Raw genomic sequence first — 17,089 nt, 5'->3', positions numbered from 1 at the left:
CAAACGACTATGACATGCGTATTCTTATCACGGATATGTCTCTCGCACGACACGGCTCCGGACCGAACGCGGTCCTGCGGGCCTTCGCCTCGCAGGTCCATCCGGTGTTCATGCTCCCCCCGCTGGCCGCGAGCGCGTTCGGCGCGGTGCTCACCCGTGAGGGGGTCGACGGACTCGCGTTCGTTCACCTGTCAGTCGTCTTCTGCGCGCTGTACACGGCGCACGTGAAGGACGGCTACGTCGACTTCTACGTTCGAGCGGAGGACGACGACCACCCGCTCACCGAACGCGGCTGTCGCTCCGCGCTCGCCCTCTCGACGCTCGGGTTCGCCGTCGGCACCGCCGTCATCGGCCTCGCCGTCGACCTCGTCGCCGTCGTGCTCTGTCTCCCGGGGTGGCTCGTGGGCTACCTCCACGCGCCCCAACTGGACACACATCCCGTGACGGCGACCCTCGGCTATCCGGTCGGCATCGGCTTCGCGCTGCTCGGCGGCCACTACGTTCAGGTACGGTCGCTCTCGGTCACCGTCGTGGCGTTCGCCGCCGTCTTCGTCGTCATCCTCGCCGGCATCAAGGTGGTCGACGACGCGACCGACTACGCGTACGACCGCTCCATCGGGAAGCGGACCGTCGCCGTCGTCCTCGGCCGCACCCGGGCACGGCAGGTCGCGTACGGACTGATGCTCGTCGGCCTCGCGGGCGTGGTCGGCTTCGCCCTCGTCGGCGTCTTCCCGCCCTCGTCCGTCGGCGCGGTGGTCGCGTTCGGTGCCGTCGCGTGGGTCGCCCGTCGCGCCGGCGACGACGACCGCCTCGCGACGATGCTGCTCGTCCGGGGGTCGTACCTGTTCCTCGCGGTGCTCGTGGTCGCGGTCTGGTTCCGCCCGCTCGTGGGGTTCAGATGATCCCCGACATCGGCGTCCTCGGCCCGTACACGTATCTGGCGACGGAGCTTCTCTGGGGCTGTGTCGCGCTCTGTCTGCTGTGGTACGCCGACGCCTTCCGCGCGGCGGCCCGGACGACGCTCGTTCTCTACCCCTTCGCGTACCTCTGGGACTGGTACACCCTCGAAGTCGGTGTGTTCGCCATCCCGCTCCGGACGGGCGTCGAGTTCCTGGGTATCCCCGTCGAAGAGCACGTCTTCATGCTCGTCGTCCCGGCGATGGTCGTCGGCACGCACGAGTCGCTCCGGCGCGTCGAGGACGAGTGACTCGGGCTCCCGTGGAGAGCGACCCGGGTAGAGGCTTTTGTGTCTGGTCGGTGTACTGCCATCATGGTTCCTCTCGACCACGGGACGTTCCGTGCCTGGCTCGACGAGTACGCGACCGCGTGGGAGACCGGCGACGCGGACGCGGCCGCGGCGCTGTTCGCCCCCGACGCGACCTACCACGAGACGCCGTTCACCGAGCCGCTCGCCGGGCGCGACGCCATCCGGGCGTACTGGACGGAGACGACCGCCGCCCAGGAGGCGACGGACGTCCGCGCGACCGTCGAGAGCATCAACCGGGCGACGGGCATCGCACGGTTCCGGGCCCGGTTCGTCCGCGACGCGACGACCGTCGACCTCGACGGCGTCCTCTCCGCCCGGTTCGTCGCGGGCGACTGCGTCGAGTTCCGCGAGTGGTGGCACGCGAAGGGCTAATCGCACACCGACGCCGTCACGTTCTTGTGCTCAGCACTGGACGAACGAGCGATGGTCGACTTCTGCGCCGTCGTCGGCGACGGACACGCCGCCGAGACGACGCGAGACCGCCTCCTGTGGACCGGCGACGAACGCGTCGACCGCTACGAGTCCGACAGCCTGGACCTCGTCGACGCCCGCCGACCGGACGACCCGGGTGGCCCGGTCCGCGTCCGCGACGGCGACCTCCTCGTGTGGCTCTGGGGGACCGTCTACGGCGCGGACGAGGGACGCGCCTACCACCCCCGACCGGACCACGAGTCGAGCGCCGCGTTCGTCGCCGAGCGGTACGCCGTCGAGGGACCGGCGGCGCTCGCGGACCTGAACGGTGAGTTCTGCGCGCTCGCGTACGACCGCAGCGACGAGACGCTCTCCCTTCTCACGGACCGACTGGGCACGTACGACGTCTACTACACGGTGTGTGACGGCGCACTCGTCGTCTCCTCCTCGCTGCAGGCGCTCGCGTTGTATCCCGGGCTGACGCCGAGGTTCGACGCCAACGCCCTCCAGGCGTTCTGCGTCTACACCCGCGCGATGGGGGTCCGAACGCCCCTGAAGGGCGTGTCGAGAGCGCCGCCGGCCGCGGTCACGGCCTACGACCCCGAGACAGGGGTCGATTCCCATCCGTACTGGCGACCCAGACACCGACCCGTCGACCGCGACCGAGGGTTCTTCGTCCGGGAGTTCGAGCGGCGGTTCCGTGCGGCGCTCGCGGACCGACTCCCCGACGACGGCGACCTCGGCGTCTTCCTCAGCGGCGGGAGCGACTCGCGGCTCGTCCTCGCGGGGCTCGACGAGGCGGCGAGAGACCGGACGACCGCCTACCACCTCGCGAACTGGATGAGCCGGGAGGCGCGCACGGCCGAGCGGGTGGCGCTGACCGCCGACGTCGACTTCGCGCTTCTCGACCGCGACCGGGAGTACCTGAAGCGGTCGATGCAGCGGAACCCGGGACTGTCGAACTTCTCGGGGCGGTTCGACCAGGCGTACGCCGAGGTGTTCATGGACCGCGTGAGAGAGGAGGTCGACGTCGTCGTCGACGCCACGTACGCCGACATCCTGTTCAAGGGCTGGGGGCTCCCGCGCCGACACCTCGACCTCCCGGTCGGTCGCGTCTCGCTCCCGCTCGCGGGGGCGAGTTCGTCCGTCGACGACTACGTCGACCTGTGGGCGCGCGACCCGCCGTCGTACCTGTCGGCCCCGAAATCGGGTCGCGCGCTGCTCCGCGACGAGATTTACTGGCGTGGCGAGGAGGTGTTCCACCACGGCGTCTCGTACCCGTCCCCGGTCGAACTGTTCGTCTGGAGCCACGTCCACCCACAGACCAACATGGGCGGGTCGTTCGTCTTCCGCAGCCTCCGCCAGCACCTCCCCCACCGGAACCCCCTGTTCGACTCGCGGCTCGTCGACCTCTCGCTGTCGATGCCCCTCCGAACCCACGTCCGCCACAACGTCGTCGACCGCGCGGTCCACGCCCTGGACCCCGCCCTCGCCGCCATCCCTCACGCCGAACGCGGCGTCCCGCCCGCGTACGACTTCCCCCGGTCAGCCGTCGCGGAACCGCTCGTCGCGCTCGGACGGAAGGTGACCGGCGCGGACGGGTCGCCCCGGCCCGACCTTGGGCACGGCCCGTGGGAACCGTCCGCGGCGGTGCTCCGTCACCGACCGTACTTTCGGGAGGCGCTCGACGAACGGGCCGACCTGCTCGAACGCGTCCCCGAACTCTCCCGTTCCGGCGCGGAGGCGTGCTTCGACGCGCACCTCGCGGGCGAGGACCACGCACAGGAACTGTTCACGCTGTTGACGCTGCTCCACACGCCCGTCGCTCGCGACGTCGCGGCCGCGTCCGGCGGTTCGAACGGGTGACGAGACGACCGGGAGACCGACGGTAGGCCTCGCCTACCACCCCGTACGGGTCGGCACACGGGCGGTTCGGACGTTCGTAACTATCTGATTGTCGCACCCAAGTGAGTGTATGGCAGGCCGTGATCCCTCGCCGGTCCGTCGCCCACGGGTCGTCGTCTTCGCCGCGTTCCGCCGGCCCGGTCCGGCGGTCGACGAGACGACGTGGTGGGAACGGACGTTCGCGTTCGACACCCCCATCGACGTGAGAGGGCTCCGCGAGCCGCTCCGGTACGACACCGCGACCGACGTCGCGCTCTGTGTGACCGGGGTCGGCCACGTCGAGGCCGCGACGAGCGTCGCGGCGTTGCTCGCCTGCCCGACCCTCGACTGCTCCGAGACGGTCTTCCTGACCGTCGGGGTCGCCGGGGCGCCGCCGTCCCGCAGCACCATCGGCGCGGTGTTCCTCGCGGACGCCGTCGTCGACTGGGACCAGAAGTACCGTCTGGACACCGGGGAGGGGACGGTACTGTCGACGTTCCCGTTCAAGGAGCGCAACGAACTCTGCAAGCGGTTCGACCCGACGCTGGTCGAGACGGCGCGGGCGGTGGCCGCCCGCGTCCCGCTCGCCGACTCGGCCGCGGCGGCCCGCCTCCGCGCGGACTACCCGGACGTGGTCGCCCGCGGCGACCCGTTCGTCGCGGTCGGGAGCTCCGTCAGCGGCTCGGAGTTCTGGCACGGCGCCGAGAACGCCGCGTGGGCCGACCGCGCCTGTGCGGAGTTCGGCATCTCGCCGTACCGCACGACCGAGATGGAGGGGTTCGCGACGGCGCTCGCCCTGGAACGGTTCGGTCACCTCGACCGCTACCTCAGCGTCCGCGCCGCCTCGAACTTCGACCGGCCCGCACCCGGCCGGGATGCCTTCGAGAGCCTCGCGTCCGACGAAGTCGGCCTCGCACTGGCCGCCGAGAACGCCTTCCGAGTCGGTGTCACCGTCGTCGACGCGCTCCTCGCCGACGCCGGCGTCGACGCCGACGTGGACGTCCCCCACGCCATCGAGGCGGCCGTTTCGGCGGAGTGACTCTCCACCCTGCTCCACCGCGCCCCGCCGTTTTTCTCTCCGCACTCCAACCCTCACCATGGACCGCGAGACTGCCGTCCGTCGCCTCGCTCGCGCCGACCACCTCGTCGACCCGCTCTCTCGGGTCGGCCTCGGCGTCGTCATCCTCCTCGCGGGCGTCCACAAACTGCTCGCACCCGAGGCGTGGGCGGTGTATCTCGTTCCGCCGTTCGACCGCCTCGTCCTCGTCTCACCGGTCGAGTTCATGCTCGTCAACGGCGTGCTCGAACCCCCGTTCGCGCTCGCGCTCATCTCGGACCGCTACACCACCTTCGCGGCCGCGTTCGTAACCGTCTCCCTCTCCGTGACCGTCGTCTACCTCGCCGTCGCCGCCCTGCTCACGAACGGGGCGTTCGTCGACGTCTTGATACGCGACGTCGGCCTCGCTGCGCTCGCGGCGAGCGTCACGCTTCGCGCGGCGGGTCGGGCGGAGGGGTGATACTGTTGCGGTCGGCGCGCGGGAGCCGGGCGGGACGCGTCGCGTCCCGCTGGCCATGCGGGCGACTCACGGGTCGGTCTCGCGAGGGACCCGAGCGTGGCGCAGCGAGACCGCAGGTCTCGCCAGTCCCGCAGACGAACGAACGTGAGCGACTCGCGCGAGGGTTCGCTCGTGGCTCCGTCCACGAGCGACCGGGTGGGGAGGCACGAGGCTCCTCACCGCGCCCGTGTGACGTGCGGTCGTGTTCGGACTCGCCGCGACTGGATCGATAACGACACGTTGTCTCCCCGATGCCACCGTAGCCCACACCGTTATAGCGGTCGCGCCCGCTCGCTCTCGTATGAGCGACGGAGAGACGAACGACGGAGACGCCGCGGCGGACTTCGCGGTCGACCGGAAGGCGTGGGACATGGCCGCCGAGGCGGACGCGGATATCGAGACGGTGACGGTCGAGGAACTCCGGGCGGAGTTGGCCGCGCAGGGAGACGGGGACGAAAACCTCGTCGTCCTCGACGTCCGCGACATCCGCGAGGCGTGGATCGAAGGGGGAATCCCGGGCGCGAAACACACCCCGCGAGGGATGGTCGAGTGGTGGGCCGACCCCTCGACGGAGTACTACAAACCCTTCTTCCACCCCTCGAAGCGGTACGTCGCCTACTGCAACGAGGCCGGCCGGTCGGCGCTGGTCGCGAAGGTCCTCCGGGAGATGGGCTACGGCGACGTCGCCCACCTGGAGGGCGGCTTCACCGCCTGGCAGGAGCAGGGCGGCGAGGTCGAAGACGTGCCGCAGCGCGACTACAAGTAGCGTCTCTCGGCGAACTCCTCGATCTCTGATCGTTTTTGAAGTCGTGCCGAATACAGGGCGCGTCTCGGTCAGAGGCTTGAAGCCCTGCGATCATTAAACCAAATCACTCAGTACAGGTGGTCTACCTATCGTTCGGTACAGTTAGTGTTCTGTGGAAATACTGTTACAGAGAGATCTGATCGCCGTCCTCGGGGACGAGGACGCCCTCCGTCTCCGTTCGCAGTTCCTCACGGGAGAGCAGACAGTGATTGATGGCCTCCATATGGACGACCGCCACGGTCGCATCCGTGGTCTCTCGGACAGCCGTGATGTCCTTGACGCCCATCGTGATTGGTTCGCCCTGGTCGAACTGTGCCGCCCCACCGTTGAGAACGACCATATCAGGCTCGAACCGGTCGAGCGTTGCTTCCACCGGGTCGTACCAGATAGTGTCCCCGGCGATGTACAGCGTTTTCTCGCCCTCGAAGACGAACCCGGAGACTGGGGCCATTCCCTCGGCGAGTTCGCCGTGGCCGTGCTGGCCCGGCGTCCGGTGAATCGTCACTCCGTCGAACGATGTCTTATCCTCAACGGGTCGCACGTCGGAGAATCCTTCGTCACTGAACGCGTCTGCTTCCTCAGGTTGGCAGAACAGCGGCACGTCCGCGTCGAGTTTCTCTCTGGCTGCCTCGTCCCAGTGATCGGGGTGGCGGTGCGTGACGATCACGGCGTCGTAGTCGAAATCGACGTCCGGCAGCGACACCAACGGATTTCGCTTCTGATTCGCCGTCGTAAGGAACTCAGGCACCCCCGGGCTGTCCGTCACCGTCGGCATCTCGCCCTGCGGCGTGAACAGTGGATCAACGAGGAACGTGGTGTCATCGACCGTCGCAAGCACCGTCGCGTTTCGTACGAGTTGTACGCTAATCTCAGAGTCGCTTGTCATACACCCCTTGCTTGGGGAGTTGATCGGTTACGACTTCTTTTGAAATATTCCAACTCCATCGATTCGAGTACGGTGGCAACTACTGGATAAATTCGACGTCTCCGAGGTCGAGGGACGTGTCGGTGTTGACGGTCATCGAATCGGCGGCGAACTGTTCGGCAAGCCACGCCTCAGCCCGGTTCAGTCGGTACTGAAGCGTGGACCTCGGCACGCCGATTTCTTCGGCGATCTCGCTAACCGAGGCCTCTCGGGGTTCTTCGTAGTAGCCGTGGGTGAGTGCGGCTTCCAGTGCTGCCTTCTGCTCCGCCGTAAGGTCGTGCTGTGTCCGTCCGTCTTCGAGCAGGCAGGGAGGTTCGCCGAGTCGTTCAACCGTCAGCGAAAGCCCGTCGCGGAGATTCGCTCGAATGTCGTCGTGTAAGGCTCCGAGCAAGCTGTCGGTGAGGAGGTGCCAGCGGAACTGGTCGTCGTGGCGTTCCGACCGCATTATCACTCCTTCACCGAGGTGGTTCGCGGCGGCAATTGGGATCGACCGTGGGCCGTCGCCTTCTCGCTGGAGCGAGTAGATCTTCCGTGACTCCGGGTTCGACGAGAGAATCTCGTACTGGTACTCGGTAACCGGTGTGCCGCAGGTCCCGACCAAACTCGAATCCCGGGCAGCCTGTTTGAGACGCCTGTCGTACTCGTCGAGGACGGACGGTGGGCCGACGATCTTCTCGACGCCCCACACTGCCTCGCTGGTCGCTTGCACCTGCATCGATCGCGCGTACAAATCGGGATACTCGATGAAAGCATCCATCAATGGGTCGGTCCCTCGCTCGTACTCGACGGTGAAAACGACCTCGCGCATTGTGGGATAGTTTCGCTCGCTGCGTATAATCACTCGGACTGGCTCCTACTCCTGAAACACGCTTCCGATCGATTAGCACGCTCTTCTAATCGGTTCGTTCAACTCGCCCAGTACGAAGCAAAAGACGTCGGTCTGCTGATACATCCTCTGTATTCATCGGACCAGTCCTGTCGGTCGACGACCATCCGAAGGGGGCACCGTCGCAGAGCCACGGCTGGGCGGTGACAGTCGAAAAAATGCAGTGAGTCGAGTCGGTTGAGCCTGCTCAGTCGTCGGCGGGCGTGCCGGCACCGCTGCCGGTGGAGACGCCGGTGCCGGGACCCACGTCGATGCCGAGGTCGTCGAGTCTCTCGTCGGGCACCACGCCGTCGACCCAGCCGCGGTGGGCGTAGTACTCCTCTTTCATCTCGTCGAGTTCGCAGAGTTCGCCCTCGGAAGCGCCCTGACCGGGCACCGCCTCGTCGCCCTCGACGAACCGTCCGGGGAGCGAGTCGTCCGCGCCCTCGAAGCCGGCGAGGTTGTTGTAGTAGCGTTCGAGGGTGTAGATGCGTTCTCCCGCTTGCATGAGGTCGTCTTCGGTGACGTCGAGGCCGGTCATGCCGTTGTACTGGAGGACGTACTCCTCGACGCCCTCCGCGAACGCGTTGAACTTGCAGATGTCGAACGAGTCCGAGATGGCGTGGAGGTCCTGGAACGTCGCGGTGAGTTCGCCCTTGCCCTCCCACGCGTAGGGGTCGACCTTCTCCGGGATGCCGAGAATCTCCGCCGCGGGCGTGTAGCCGCGGAGGTGGCAGGCGCCTCTGTTCGAGGTGGCGTAGGCGATGCCCATCCCCTTCATGCAGCGGGGGTCGTACGCCGGGATGGTCTGGCCCTTGACGTCGAGGCGGTTCGACTGGGCGTCCATCTCCTCGGCGACGAGTCGCGCGCCGTCGGCGAGCAGGTCGCCGAGCGGCCCCTCGCGGGTGGCGATGCGGTCGATGAGGTCGACCATCTCCTCGGCGTCGCCCCAGTCGAGCGTCTCGCCGAGGTCGTCGAGTTTCCCTTCCTCGCTCATCTCCATGCCCATCGCCATCATGTTGCCGACTTCGATGGTGTCGACGCCGACGTCGTTACAGCGCTGGATCATGAGCGCGATGCGGTCGCGGTCGGTGTGTCCGGAGTTCGGACCGAGCGCGAAGGCGGACTCGTACTCGTACGACTCCGTGCGGACGTTCATCTCCTCGCCCTTGTGCATCACGCTCACCTCGACTTCCTTCTTGCAGGCGACCGGGCAGGAGTGACACGTCGGTTCATCCACCAGAATGTTCTCGCGGACGTTCTCGCCGGAGATGCGCTCGGCGTCGATGTCGACGCTCTCGTCGGCGTCCCGGTACGAGTGCGTCGAGGTGTACTTCCCGTTGCGCGTCGGGAGGCCGTCCATCTCCTCGGTGATGTTCATCAGGACGTTCGTCCCGTAGAGGGAGAGACCGCCCTCGTTGGGGGCGGTGACGTCCGACTCGCGGATGACCTCCATCGCCTGCTGGTACCCCTTCTTGAACGTCTCGGAGTCCTTGGGTTTGGGCATCTTCGTCCCGGACTTGACGACGACGGCCTTCAGGTTCTTCGAGCCCATCACGCAGCCGGTGCCGCCCCTCCCTGACGCCCGGTCGTCCTCGTTGACGATACACGCGTAGCGGACGAGGTTCTCGCCACCCTGACCGATGGCCATGATGGAGAGGTTCTTCCCGTACGAGCCGTCCATCTCCTCCTCGACGACTTCCTTCGTCTCGTGGACGCCCTTACCCCACAGGTGGCTCGCGTCCCTGAGTTCGACCTCGCCGTCTTCGACGACGGCGTAGACCGGCTCTTCGGACTTCCCCTCGAAGAGGAGGCCGTCGAAGCCCGCCCACTTGAGTCGGGCCCCCGACCACCCGCCGTGGTGAGAGTCGGTCACGGTGCCCGTCAGCGGGGATTTGGTACAGACGGCGATGCGGCCGCTCATCGTCACCTGTGTCCCCGTGAGCGGGCCGTTCATGAACGCGAGGAGGTTCTCCTCGCTCATCGGGTCCACGTCGGGCCCCTGGTCGAACACGTACTTCACGCCCAGTCCGCGGGCGCCGATGTACTTCTTCGCGTCCTCGTCGTCGACGCTCTCGTACGCCACCTCGCCGGACGAGAGGTCGACGCGTGCCACGCGGTCTTGGAATCCACCTAGTTCTGTCATAGTTAATACTCGGGATTATATTGGGTCGCTGTCTGATTAGATGTTCTCACGCCAACGTAACCGGATTAGGTTTCACCCCCGCAGTTCCGGTTCGCCGCCGTTCAGACGTATAGGATGGTTTACACGTGTCGAGAGACTGACTGACCGTCCGCGGAAATCGTGGGACCGTTTCGGCGCCGTGCCGTCCGCGACCACCCTCGTTTCGGGTCGAAGGTGCTAGTAAGAATCACTCTCGTCGCCGTTCGTCGCGTCTTCGCCGTCCCGCGCCCTCACGCGTCGCCCGAGAGGAACGCCTCCACGGCGTCGACGAGCACCTCGCCGGCGACGAGCGCGTCCTCCCAGACGAGCGTCTCGTCGGGGAAGTGTGCTTGCTCTATCCTCCCCGGTCCGAAGACCACGGTGGGGATGCCGGCGGCGACGTAGTGGCGGTTGTCCGCGCCGTACGTCTCGCCCAGCGGGTCGGTCTCGGTGCGGCCGTGCGCTCTCATCGCGGCCTGCACCGCCTCGACGACCGGTTCGTCGACGTCGGTCTCCGCGGGCTCGAACTGGATGGTGAAGCGGTCGAACGTCGGGGGGTGTTCGGAGAGCCACGGGTCGTCGTCGACGACTTCCTGCAGCGCTCGTTCGTACTCCGCCTCGGCGTCGTCCACCGACTCGCCGGGCGCGACGCCGAAGCGACACTCCGCGGTGAGCGAGGCCGCGACGGTCGAGGCCCACGACCCCGCCTCGACGACACCGATGGTGAGCGGCCAGGGGTTGTCGAAGTCGGCGTAGAGGGGATGGGTGACCCGCTCGCCCCGCTCCGATTCGAGGTCGAGGAAGCGGTGTCGAATCGTCTCGAACTTGTCGAGCACGTCGACGCCCTCCCACCGGCGAGCGGCGTGTGCGGACCGGCCGGTCAGTTCGAGCCGCTTCATCAGACAGCCCTCCGTGGCGACCACCGGCGAGAGGTCCGTCGGTTCGGCCACGATGGCCGCGTCGCGCTCGAACGGATAGGGGTTGTCGAGCGCGGCCGCGGCCGCCCCGATGCCCCCCTCCTCCTCGCCGGCGACGCACTCGACGACGACCCGTCCGTCCACGCCGTCGCCGAACGTCTCGTGGGCGGTCAGCGCGGCGAACGCACAGACCCCCACCGCGGTCTTCATGTCGACCACGCCGCGGGCGGTGAGTTCCTCCCCCTCCTCGTCCCAGGTCGGCTCGAACGGCTCCGAGGTCCACACCCCCTCGTCGGCGGGGACGACGTCGGCGTGGCCGTTGAGGACGAGCGTCGGCCCCGCGTCGGGGTCGCCGAACTCGAGGACGCCGGCGACGCTCGGCCGCTCGGCGGTCACGAGTTCGGACGCGTCGGGAAACGACGGGTGTTCGGCGAGGCGGTCGGCGTCGGCCTCCCAGCGGAAGGTCTCGAAGCCCAGTTCCTCGAACCGGGACTCGAGCCACTCTTGGGCTGGCTTCTCGTTTCTGTCGGTCGTCTCGAAGCGGAGGAACTCCTCGGTGAACCGGCGGAGGTCGTCGTCGAAGGCGCGGAACTGCATCGGTCGTGGTCCGTCGAAAGGGTACAAATGACTTGTGCCCTCCCTGCGGCGACCCGCACACCCATACGCTTTTGTGACACGTTCACAACCTCCGACAGACAGATGTCGACGCCCACACCCGACCTCCTCGCCGACCTCCCCCTGCGAGACGACCAGTTTTCGACGACGGAGAGCGACCGCGACCACCACTCCCGCGACTGGGGGACCCCACCTGAAGCGGCGGTCGAACCGGACGTCGTCGTCTGGCCCGAGAGCACCGAAGACGTCTCCGCCCTCTTGGAGACGGCGAGCGAACACGGCGTTCCCGTCACTCCCTTCGCGGCCGCGACGGGTATCGAGGGGAACGCCGTTCCCGTTCGGGGAGGAATCAGCCTCGACATGACGCGGATGGACTCCGTCCTCGACGTCCGTCCCGACGACCTCCAGGTCGACGTCGAACCGGGCGTCTTCGGTGCCGACGTGAACGAGGCGCTCGAACGCCACGGGCTCTTCTTCCCCCGCTCCCGACCTCCGGGGACATCGCTACAATCGGCGGGATGATCGCGACGAACGCCTCGGGGAAGCAGACGGTGAAGTACGGGAAGGTGGGCGACTGGGTGCTCGAGTTAGAGGCCGTCCTCGCCGACGGGTCGGTCGTCGAACTGGGGACGAAAGCGGCGAAGACCTCCTCGGGGTACAACCTCCGTGACCTCGTCATCGGGAGCGAGGGGACGCTCGCGGTGGTGACGCGCGCCACGCTGAAGCTCGCGGGCCTGCCCGCACAGCGCCGCGCGGGGCGGGTCGTCTTCGACTCCTTCGAGACGGCCGCGGCCGCCGCCTCCGACATCGTCCGCTCCGGCGTCGACGTCGCCGCGCTCGAACTCATCGACTCCTTGGCGGCGACGATGGCCAACGCCTACGTCGACGGCGACCTGCCCGAGAAGCCGATGGCGTTCCTCGAATTTCACGCGAACCACGGCGTCGACGAGGAGATCGACTTCTGCCGCGCGGTCCTCGACAGGCACGGTCCCCTCTCGGTCGAGTTCGGCGACGAGTCCGCCCAGGCCGACCTCTGGGCGGCGCGGCGGGAACTCGCCGACGCGACGCGGGCGTACTACCCGGACCTCGACTCCATCGTCGCCGGCGACGTGGCCGTCCCCATCTCGAAGTATCCGGGGCTCATCGAGCGCATCCACTCGCTGTCGAGAGAGCGCGACATCCCCATCCCCTGTTTCGGCCACGCCGGCGACGGGAACATCCACTTCGACGTCTTCGCCGACCGCGAGGACGACGAAGCGTGGGCGCGCGCCGCCGACACCTACGAGACTATCGTCCGCGAGGCCATCCGAATGGGCGGGACCGCCACCGGGGAACACGGCATCGGGCGCGGCAAGCGGAAGTTCATGACCGACGAACACGGCGAGCGCGGCGTCCGCGCGATGTGGGCGGTCAAGCGCGCACTGGACCCCGATGGGCTGCTGAATCCCGGAAAGGTCCTGCCGGGTTCGGACCGCGATGACACGTGATGAGAGATATAGTCGATATTTTTACACTAATGTACACTTTTGTACCGAATCCCCCGTGGGTACGGGCGAAATCGGCTCCCCTGGGTCGGTCTAACAGGTACCACTAAATACCAGGAGTCTAAAGCCGGCGCTATGTCCCGCACGGACTCGTTTGGCCGCAGAGAGATACTGAAAACCACGGGTGCCGCCCTCGCAGCCGGCACTGTCGCCGGTTGTCTCGGCGGCACCGGCGGCGGCGGTGGTGGCGACAGGGTGCCGATGGACATCACCGAGTGGCCGCCGGAGGACTTCTCCTCCAGCCTCAACCTCTGGAACTGGTACGACGACTGGGCCGAGTGGGCCATGGAGGAGTTCGGTAACGAGTACGACGTCGAGGTGTCCAACAGCGGCTACTCCTCGCCCAACCAGTGGTACTCGCAGCTCCAGGCCGGCAACACCGAAATCGACAACATCGCCGCGACCACGAACTGGGTCGAGCGCTCCATCGAGAACGACTTCCTCCACGAACTCCCGGTCGACATCATGCCCGCCTGGGAGAACGTCACGGAGAACATCAAGCAGGCGTCCTCCTACCAAGAGGACGGCAGCACGTACGCCGTCCCCGAGAGCCTCGTGCTCTACCCCCTGACGTACAACACGGACCACTTCGACTCCGCGCCCGAGTCGTGGGGCGTCCTCTGGGACGAATCGCTCGAAGGACAGATCGTGATGTGGGACAACGCCACCGTCTCGTGTCAGATCGCGGCGATGTACACCGGGCAGGACCCCATCGAGCCCTCGGACTACGACGAGATTCAGGAGGTGCTCACCCAGCAGAAACCCCTCTTGAGAACGTACTGGGGCGACTACGAGCAGGGGATGCAACTGTTCATCAACGAGGACGTCGTCGCCGGACCGCTCACGATGGGGCGGACCTACACGGCGCGGTTCAGCGAGGGCGCGCCCGTCCACTACACGGCGCCGGAGGAGGGCGCGATGTTCACCTCCGACCTGTTCGTCATCCCGAAAGGCGCGCCGAACCCCATCACGAGCCTGCTCTTCACGAACTGGGCGTCGGAGAAGCCCAACGCCGCCAAACTGTTCGAGACGATGGGCTACAAGCCCGGCGTCGACATCCAGAGCGAACTGTCGGAAGAGGACCGCGAGTTCACGACGTGGCCCTCCGACTGGAACCTCGTCTTCTCGGAGACGCTGTCGGACGACGTCCGCTCGAAGTACGACGAGATCTGGACGGCGGTCAAAGCAGCCTAGGCCGATGTCACTCCTCAGTGTTCGCGGTCTCACGAAGCGGTTCGGGGACCTCACGGCGGTCGACGGCGCGAACTTCGACGTCGAAGACGGCGAGTTCGTCTCCATCCTCGGCCCCTCGGGCAGCGGCAAGTCCACCATCCTCCGGATGGTCGCGGGGTTCGAAACGCCGACCGAGGGCGAGATCGTCCTCGCCGGCGAGAACATCGTCGGGACGCCGCCGTTCGAGCGCGACATCAACATGGTGTTCCAGAACCTCGCGCTCTTCCCCCACCTGACGGTCGCGGAGAACATCCAGTACGGCCTGAAACAGCGCGGCGTCCAGAAGGACGAACGCGAGCGGCGGACGGAGGAGATGCTCGAGATGGTCCGCCTCCCCGGGTACGGCCCGCGCGACCCCTCGGAACTGTCCGGGGGCGAACAGCAACGGGTCGCGCTCGCTCGCGCGCTCGTGAACGAACCCGCGCTGGTGCTGTTCGACGAACCGCTCTCCAGTCTCGACCGGAAACTGCGCCAGCACATGCAGACCGAACTCCAGCGCATCCAGGCGGAGACGGGTATCACGTTCCTCTACGTCACCCACGACCAGGAGGTCGCACTCTCCGTGTCGGACCGTCTGGTCGTTCTCAACGACGGCCTCGTCGAGCAGGTCGACTCGGTCGAGGCGCTGTACGAATCCCCGCAGTCGCAGTTCGTCGCGGACTTCATCGGCGACGTCAACACCGTCGAGGCGCGCGTCGTGTCGGCGGCCGACGACGGACTCACCATCGAGACCGGCGGCACGGAGCGATTCCTCCCGGCGACGAACGGCTTCGCGGCCGGCGACCGCATCCAGGTCTGCGTCCGTCCCCACGACGTCACCCTGAGCGGCGACGGCGACTTCGCCGCCCCGGGGACGGTCCGGACGCGGAGCTACCAGGGCTCGGACACCGTCTACACCGTCGGGACCGACCGGTGGGGCGACATCGTCGCCGACGTTCGCGGATCGGACTTCGACGTCGGGGACAGCGTGACCGTCGCGTGGGACGCCGCGGACGTCCACCTCTTCGCGGTCGAGAGCGAGGCCGACGACGAGCGTGCCGACGTGGAACCGGAGCCCCGGGAGGCGACCTGAGATGGGGACGGAGACGGAGACGCGCACGCCGAGCGGCGAGTCGACGGTACTGTCCGACGTCGCCGACTTCTTCCGCACGCGACCCCGACTGAAGAAGTTCGCCGTCGCCGGGCCGCCGTACGGTGTGCTCGTCGTCTTCTTCGTCCTCCCGCTGCTCGCGATGCTCGTCATCTCGTTTCAGGAGGGCCAGATAAACGGCCCGTGGACCATCTCGAACTACACGGACTTCCTCGGGTCGCAGACGTACCTCACGGTGGTGTGGCGGACGCTCGTCATCACCGTGCAGGTGACGGTGCTCGTGACCATCGTCGGCTACACGCTCGCGTACAGCATCGTCCGCTTCTCCCGGCGGGCGACCTTGCTTCTCCTGCTCGTCATCCTCCCCTTCTGGACGTCGTACATCATCCGGATGTACGCGTGGATCAACATCCTCCAGAGCGGCGGCGTCCTCGACTCGACACTCCAACTGTTCAGCCTCCCGCCGCTGGGACTGCTCTACACCCAGCCCGCGGTGCTGATCGGCTTCACCTACGTGTGGCTTCCCCTGGCCGTCCTGCCCTTCTACGCCTCGCTCACGAACCTCGACGCCGACCTCATCGAGGCGGCGAAGGACCTCGGTGCCGGCCCGATCAAGACGTTCTTCACGGTGACGCTCCCGATGACGAAAAACGGCGTCATCACCGGCGTCATCCTCGTGTTCATCCCGACGTTCGGGTCGTTCATCACTCCCCGATTGCTCGGCGGGACGAACAACATCATGATCGGCATGGTCATCGAGAACCAGTTCAAGTCGGCGTTCAACTGGCCGTTCGGGGCGGCCATCGGCATCGTCATCTCCGTCGTTGTCGTCCTCCTGCTCGTCGCGGGCGCTCGCGGCGGCGGCAACCTCTTCGGCGGCGGCGAGGGGGGTGAGCGCACGTGAGCTCCGACACCGCGAAACTCTCGTCGAGCGGCCCGCTCGCCTCCGTCGAACGCCTCGTGCAGAACCACGGAGGGTCGCTCGCTCGGGTCGCGATGGTCGCCGTCTTCGCGTTCCTCTGGGTGCCCATCGCCGTCCTCGTCTTCATGTCGTTCGCCGAGGGGGGCGTGCTCTCGTTCCCACCCGAGCAGCTCACCCTCCGGTGGTACTTCGTCTTCCTCGAGAACGACACGGCCATCGACGCCATCGTCACCACGCTGCAGGTGTCGATTCCGACGACGTTCATCACCGTCGTGCTGGCGACGCTCATCGCCTACGCCGTCGACCGCTACGTCTTCCCCGGTCGGACCACGCTGCAACTGCTAGCGACGCTCCCCATCGTCGTCCCCCTCGTGGTGACCGGCATCGCCCTCGTCCTCTTCTTCGGGCTCATCCGGCCGGTCATCGTCCTCAGCGGCTACCCCGGGGTGGTCATCGCCCACGTCATCCGCACCATCCCCTTCGCGACGCTCGTCATCATCCCGACGTTCCTCACGTTCGACCGCCAACTCGAGGAGGCCTCGAAGGACCTCGGGGCGGACGAACTCCAGACGTTCCGGCAGGTGACCCTCCCCAACGTGTTCCCCGGCATCGTCGCCGGCGGTCTGCTCGCTTTCACCCTCTCGTTCAACGAGTTCGTCTTCACCTACTTCGTGAAGGACTCCGCGACGACCACGCTCCCGGTCTACATCTGGAACCAGATCCGCTACAACGTCACGCCCGAGGTGAACGTCATCTCGGTGGTGTTCCTCCTCGTCGCCGTGACGCTCGTCCTCGTGGCGGTGTCGCTCACCCGCGTCGACCTGCTCGCGCGCCGGTGAATCACGTCTGACCTTCCCTTCGATTTACGTTCGGGACGTCCTGGTTGCATGA

Annotated in this window: 15 protein-coding genes and 1 pseudogene; 12 read left to right on the top strand and 4 right to left on the bottom strand. The window is 67.0% G+C overall.

Annotated features, from left to right (window positions below):
- Positions 1 to 35: 35 nt before the first annotated feature.
- The 7 genes from C2R22_RS18325 (at position 36) to C2R22_RS18295 (ending at position 5,884) form a co-directional block, all read left to right on the top strand.
- Entirely contained in the window at positions 36 to 902 is an 867-nt protein-coding gene (locus C2R22_RS18325; RefSeq protein ID WP_103427044.1) for a UbiA family prenyltransferase, read from the top strand.
- Positions 899 to 1,207, top strand: a complete 309-nt coding sequence (locus C2R22_RS27185) for a lycopene cyclase domain-containing protein (protein ID WP_103427043.1) — start codon at positions 899 to 901, stop codon at positions 1,205 to 1,207. Before C2R22_RS18325 ends, C2R22_RS27185 begins: the two co-directional genes overlap by 4 nt.
- 63 nt (positions 1,208 to 1,270) lie before the next feature.
- Complete coding sequence (locus C2R22_RS18315) at positions 1,271 to 1,639, top strand: SgcJ/EcaC family oxidoreductase (protein WP_103427042.1); 369 nt, start codon at positions 1,271 to 1,273, stop codon at positions 1,637 to 1,639.
- 51 nt (positions 1,640 to 1,690) lie between these two features.
- On the top strand, positions 1,691 to 3,544 hold the full coding sequence (locus C2R22_RS18310; protein WP_103427041.1) for an asparagine synthase-related protein: 1,854 nt from the start codon (positions 1,691 to 1,693) through the stop codon (positions 3,542 to 3,544).
- A 109-nt stretch (positions 3,545 to 3,653) separates the two neighbouring features.
- Entirely contained in the window at positions 3,654 to 4,601 is a 948-nt protein-coding gene (locus C2R22_RS18305) for a phosphorylase family protein (RefSeq protein WP_103427040.1), read from the top strand.
- A gap of 58 nt (positions 4,602 to 4,659) precedes the next feature.
- Complete coding sequence (locus tag C2R22_RS18300) at positions 4,660 to 5,079, top strand: DoxX family membrane protein (RefSeq protein ID WP_103427039.1); 420 nt, start codon at positions 4,660 to 4,662, stop codon at positions 5,077 to 5,079.
- Between the two features lie 340 nt (positions 5,080 to 5,419).
- On the top strand, positions 5,420 to 5,884 hold the full coding sequence (locus C2R22_RS18295) for a rhodanese-like domain-containing protein (RefSeq protein WP_173862816.1): 465 nt from the start codon (positions 5,420 to 5,422) through the stop codon (positions 5,882 to 5,884).
- Positions 5,885 to 6,047: 163 nt separating this feature from the next.
- Here the strand turns inward: C2R22_RS18295 and C2R22_RS18290 are convergent, their stop codons facing one another.
- The 4 genes from C2R22_RS18290 to C2R22_RS18275 all read right to left on the bottom strand — a co-directional run bounded on the left by C2R22_RS18290 (position 6,048) and on the right by C2R22_RS18275 (position 11,391).
- Entirely contained in the window at positions 6,048 to 6,809 is a 762-nt protein-coding gene (locus C2R22_RS18290; protein WP_103427038.1) for an MBL fold metallo-hydrolase, read from the bottom strand.
- Positions 6,810 to 6,888: 79 nt separating this feature from the next.
- Entirely contained in the window at positions 6,889 to 7,656 is a 768-nt protein-coding gene (locus C2R22_RS18285) for a helix-turn-helix domain-containing protein (RefSeq protein WP_103427037.1), read from the bottom strand.
- Between the two features lie 265 nt (positions 7,657 to 7,921).
- Positions 7,922 to 9,859, bottom strand: coding sequence for an aldehyde ferredoxin oxidoreductase family protein (locus tag C2R22_RS18280; protein ID WP_103427036.1), 1,938 nt, complete (start codon positions 9,857 to 9,859; stop codon positions 7,922 to 7,924).
- Positions 9,860 to 10,128: 269 nt separating this feature from the next.
- On the bottom strand, positions 10,129 to 11,391 hold the full coding sequence (locus tag C2R22_RS18275) for a M20/M25/M40 family metallo-hydrolase (protein ID WP_103427035.1): 1,263 nt from the start codon (positions 11,389 to 11,391) through the stop codon (positions 10,129 to 10,131).
- Between the two features lie 102 nt (positions 11,392 to 11,493).
- On the opposite strand from C2R22_RS18275, the pseudogene C2R22_RS18270 reads away from it, so the two are divergent.
- From C2R22_RS18270 to C2R22_RS18250, 5 genes and pseudogenes are all read left to right on the top strand, one after another.
- Positions 11,494 to 12,896: pseudogene (locus C2R22_RS18270) on the top strand (FAD-binding oxidoreductase).
- A 132-nt stretch (positions 12,897 to 13,028) separates the two neighbouring features.
- Positions 13,029 to 14,147 carry an ABC transporter substrate-binding protein gene (locus C2R22_RS18265; RefSeq protein WP_103427034.1) on the top strand — a complete coding sequence of 373 codons (1,119 nt, stop codon included), beginning with the start codon at positions 13,029 to 13,031 and terminating at the stop codon, positions 14,145 to 14,147.
- Positions 14,148 to 14,151: 4 nt separating this feature from the next.
- Complete coding sequence (locus tag C2R22_RS18260) at positions 14,152 to 15,258, top strand: ABC transporter ATP-binding protein (protein ID WP_103427033.1); 1,107 nt, start codon at positions 14,152 to 14,154, stop codon at positions 15,256 to 15,258.
- Between the two features lies 1 nt (position 15,259).
- Entirely contained in the window at positions 15,260 to 16,180 is a 921-nt protein-coding gene (locus C2R22_RS18255) for an ABC transporter permease (protein ID WP_103427032.1), read from the top strand.
- Entirely contained in the window at positions 16,177 to 17,037 is an 861-nt protein-coding gene (locus tag C2R22_RS18250) for an ABC transporter permease (RefSeq protein ID WP_245902813.1), read from the top strand. Before C2R22_RS18255 ends, C2R22_RS18250 begins: the two co-directional genes overlap by 4 nt.
- Positions 17,038 to 17,089 lie beyond the last annotated feature (52 nt).

Origin of the sequence: Salinigranum rubrum, assembly GCF_002906575.1 — an archaeon.
Taxonomy (GTDB): Archaea; Halobacteriota; Halobacteria; order Halobacteriales; family Haloferacaceae; genus Salinigranum; species Salinigranum rubrum.
This window is presented reverse-complemented; position numbering and strand designations above follow the sequence as displayed.

Coding starts and splice junctions, on each gene's coding strand:
- C2R22_RS18325 (WP_103427044.1), top strand. CDS start 36: ATGTCTCTCGCACGACACGGCTCCGGACCGAACGCGGTCCTGCGGGCC.
- C2R22_RS27185 (WP_103427043.1), top strand. CDS start 899: ATGATCCCCGACATCGGCGTCCTCGGCCCGTACACGTATCTGGCGACG.
- C2R22_RS18315 (WP_103427042.1), top strand. CDS start 1,271: ATGGTTCCTCTCGACCACGGGACGTTCCGTGCCTGGCTCGACGAGTAC.
- C2R22_RS18310 (WP_103427041.1), top strand. CDS start 1,691: ATGGTCGACTTCTGCGCCGTCGTCGGCGACGGACACGCCGCCGAGACG.
- C2R22_RS18305 (WP_103427040.1), top strand. CDS start 3,654: ATGGCAGGCCGTGATCCCTCGCCGGTCCGTCGCCCACGGGTCGTCGTC.
- C2R22_RS18300 (WP_103427039.1), top strand. CDS start 4,660: ATGGACCGCGAGACTGCCGTCCGTCGCCTCGCTCGCGCCGACCACCTC.
- C2R22_RS18295 (WP_173862816.1), top strand. CDS start 5,420: ATGAGCGACGGAGAGACGAACGACGGAGACGCCGCGGCGGACTTCGCG.
- C2R22_RS18290 (WP_103427038.1), bottom strand. CDS start 6,809: ATGACAAGCGACTCTGAGATTAGCGTACAACTCGTACGAAACGCGACG.
- C2R22_RS18285 (WP_103427037.1), bottom strand. CDS start 7,656: ATGCGCGAGGTCGTTTTCACCGTCGAGTACGAGCGAGGGACCGACCCA.
- C2R22_RS18280 (WP_103427036.1), bottom strand. CDS start 9,859: ATGACAGAACTAGGTGGATTCCAAGACCGCGTGGCACGCGTCGACCTC.
- C2R22_RS18275 (WP_103427035.1), bottom strand. CDS start 11,391: ATGCAGTTCCGCGCCTTCGACGACGACCTCCGCCGGTTCACCGAGGAG.
- C2R22_RS18265 (WP_103427034.1), top strand. CDS start 13,029: ATGTCCCGCACGGACTCGTTTGGCCGCAGAGAGATACTGAAAACCACG.
- C2R22_RS18260 (WP_103427033.1), top strand. CDS start 14,152: ATGTCACTCCTCAGTGTTCGCGGTCTCACGAAGCGGTTCGGGGACCTC.
- C2R22_RS18255 (WP_103427032.1), top strand. CDS start 15,260: ATGGGGACGGAGACGGAGACGCGCACGCCGAGCGGCGAGTCGACGGTA.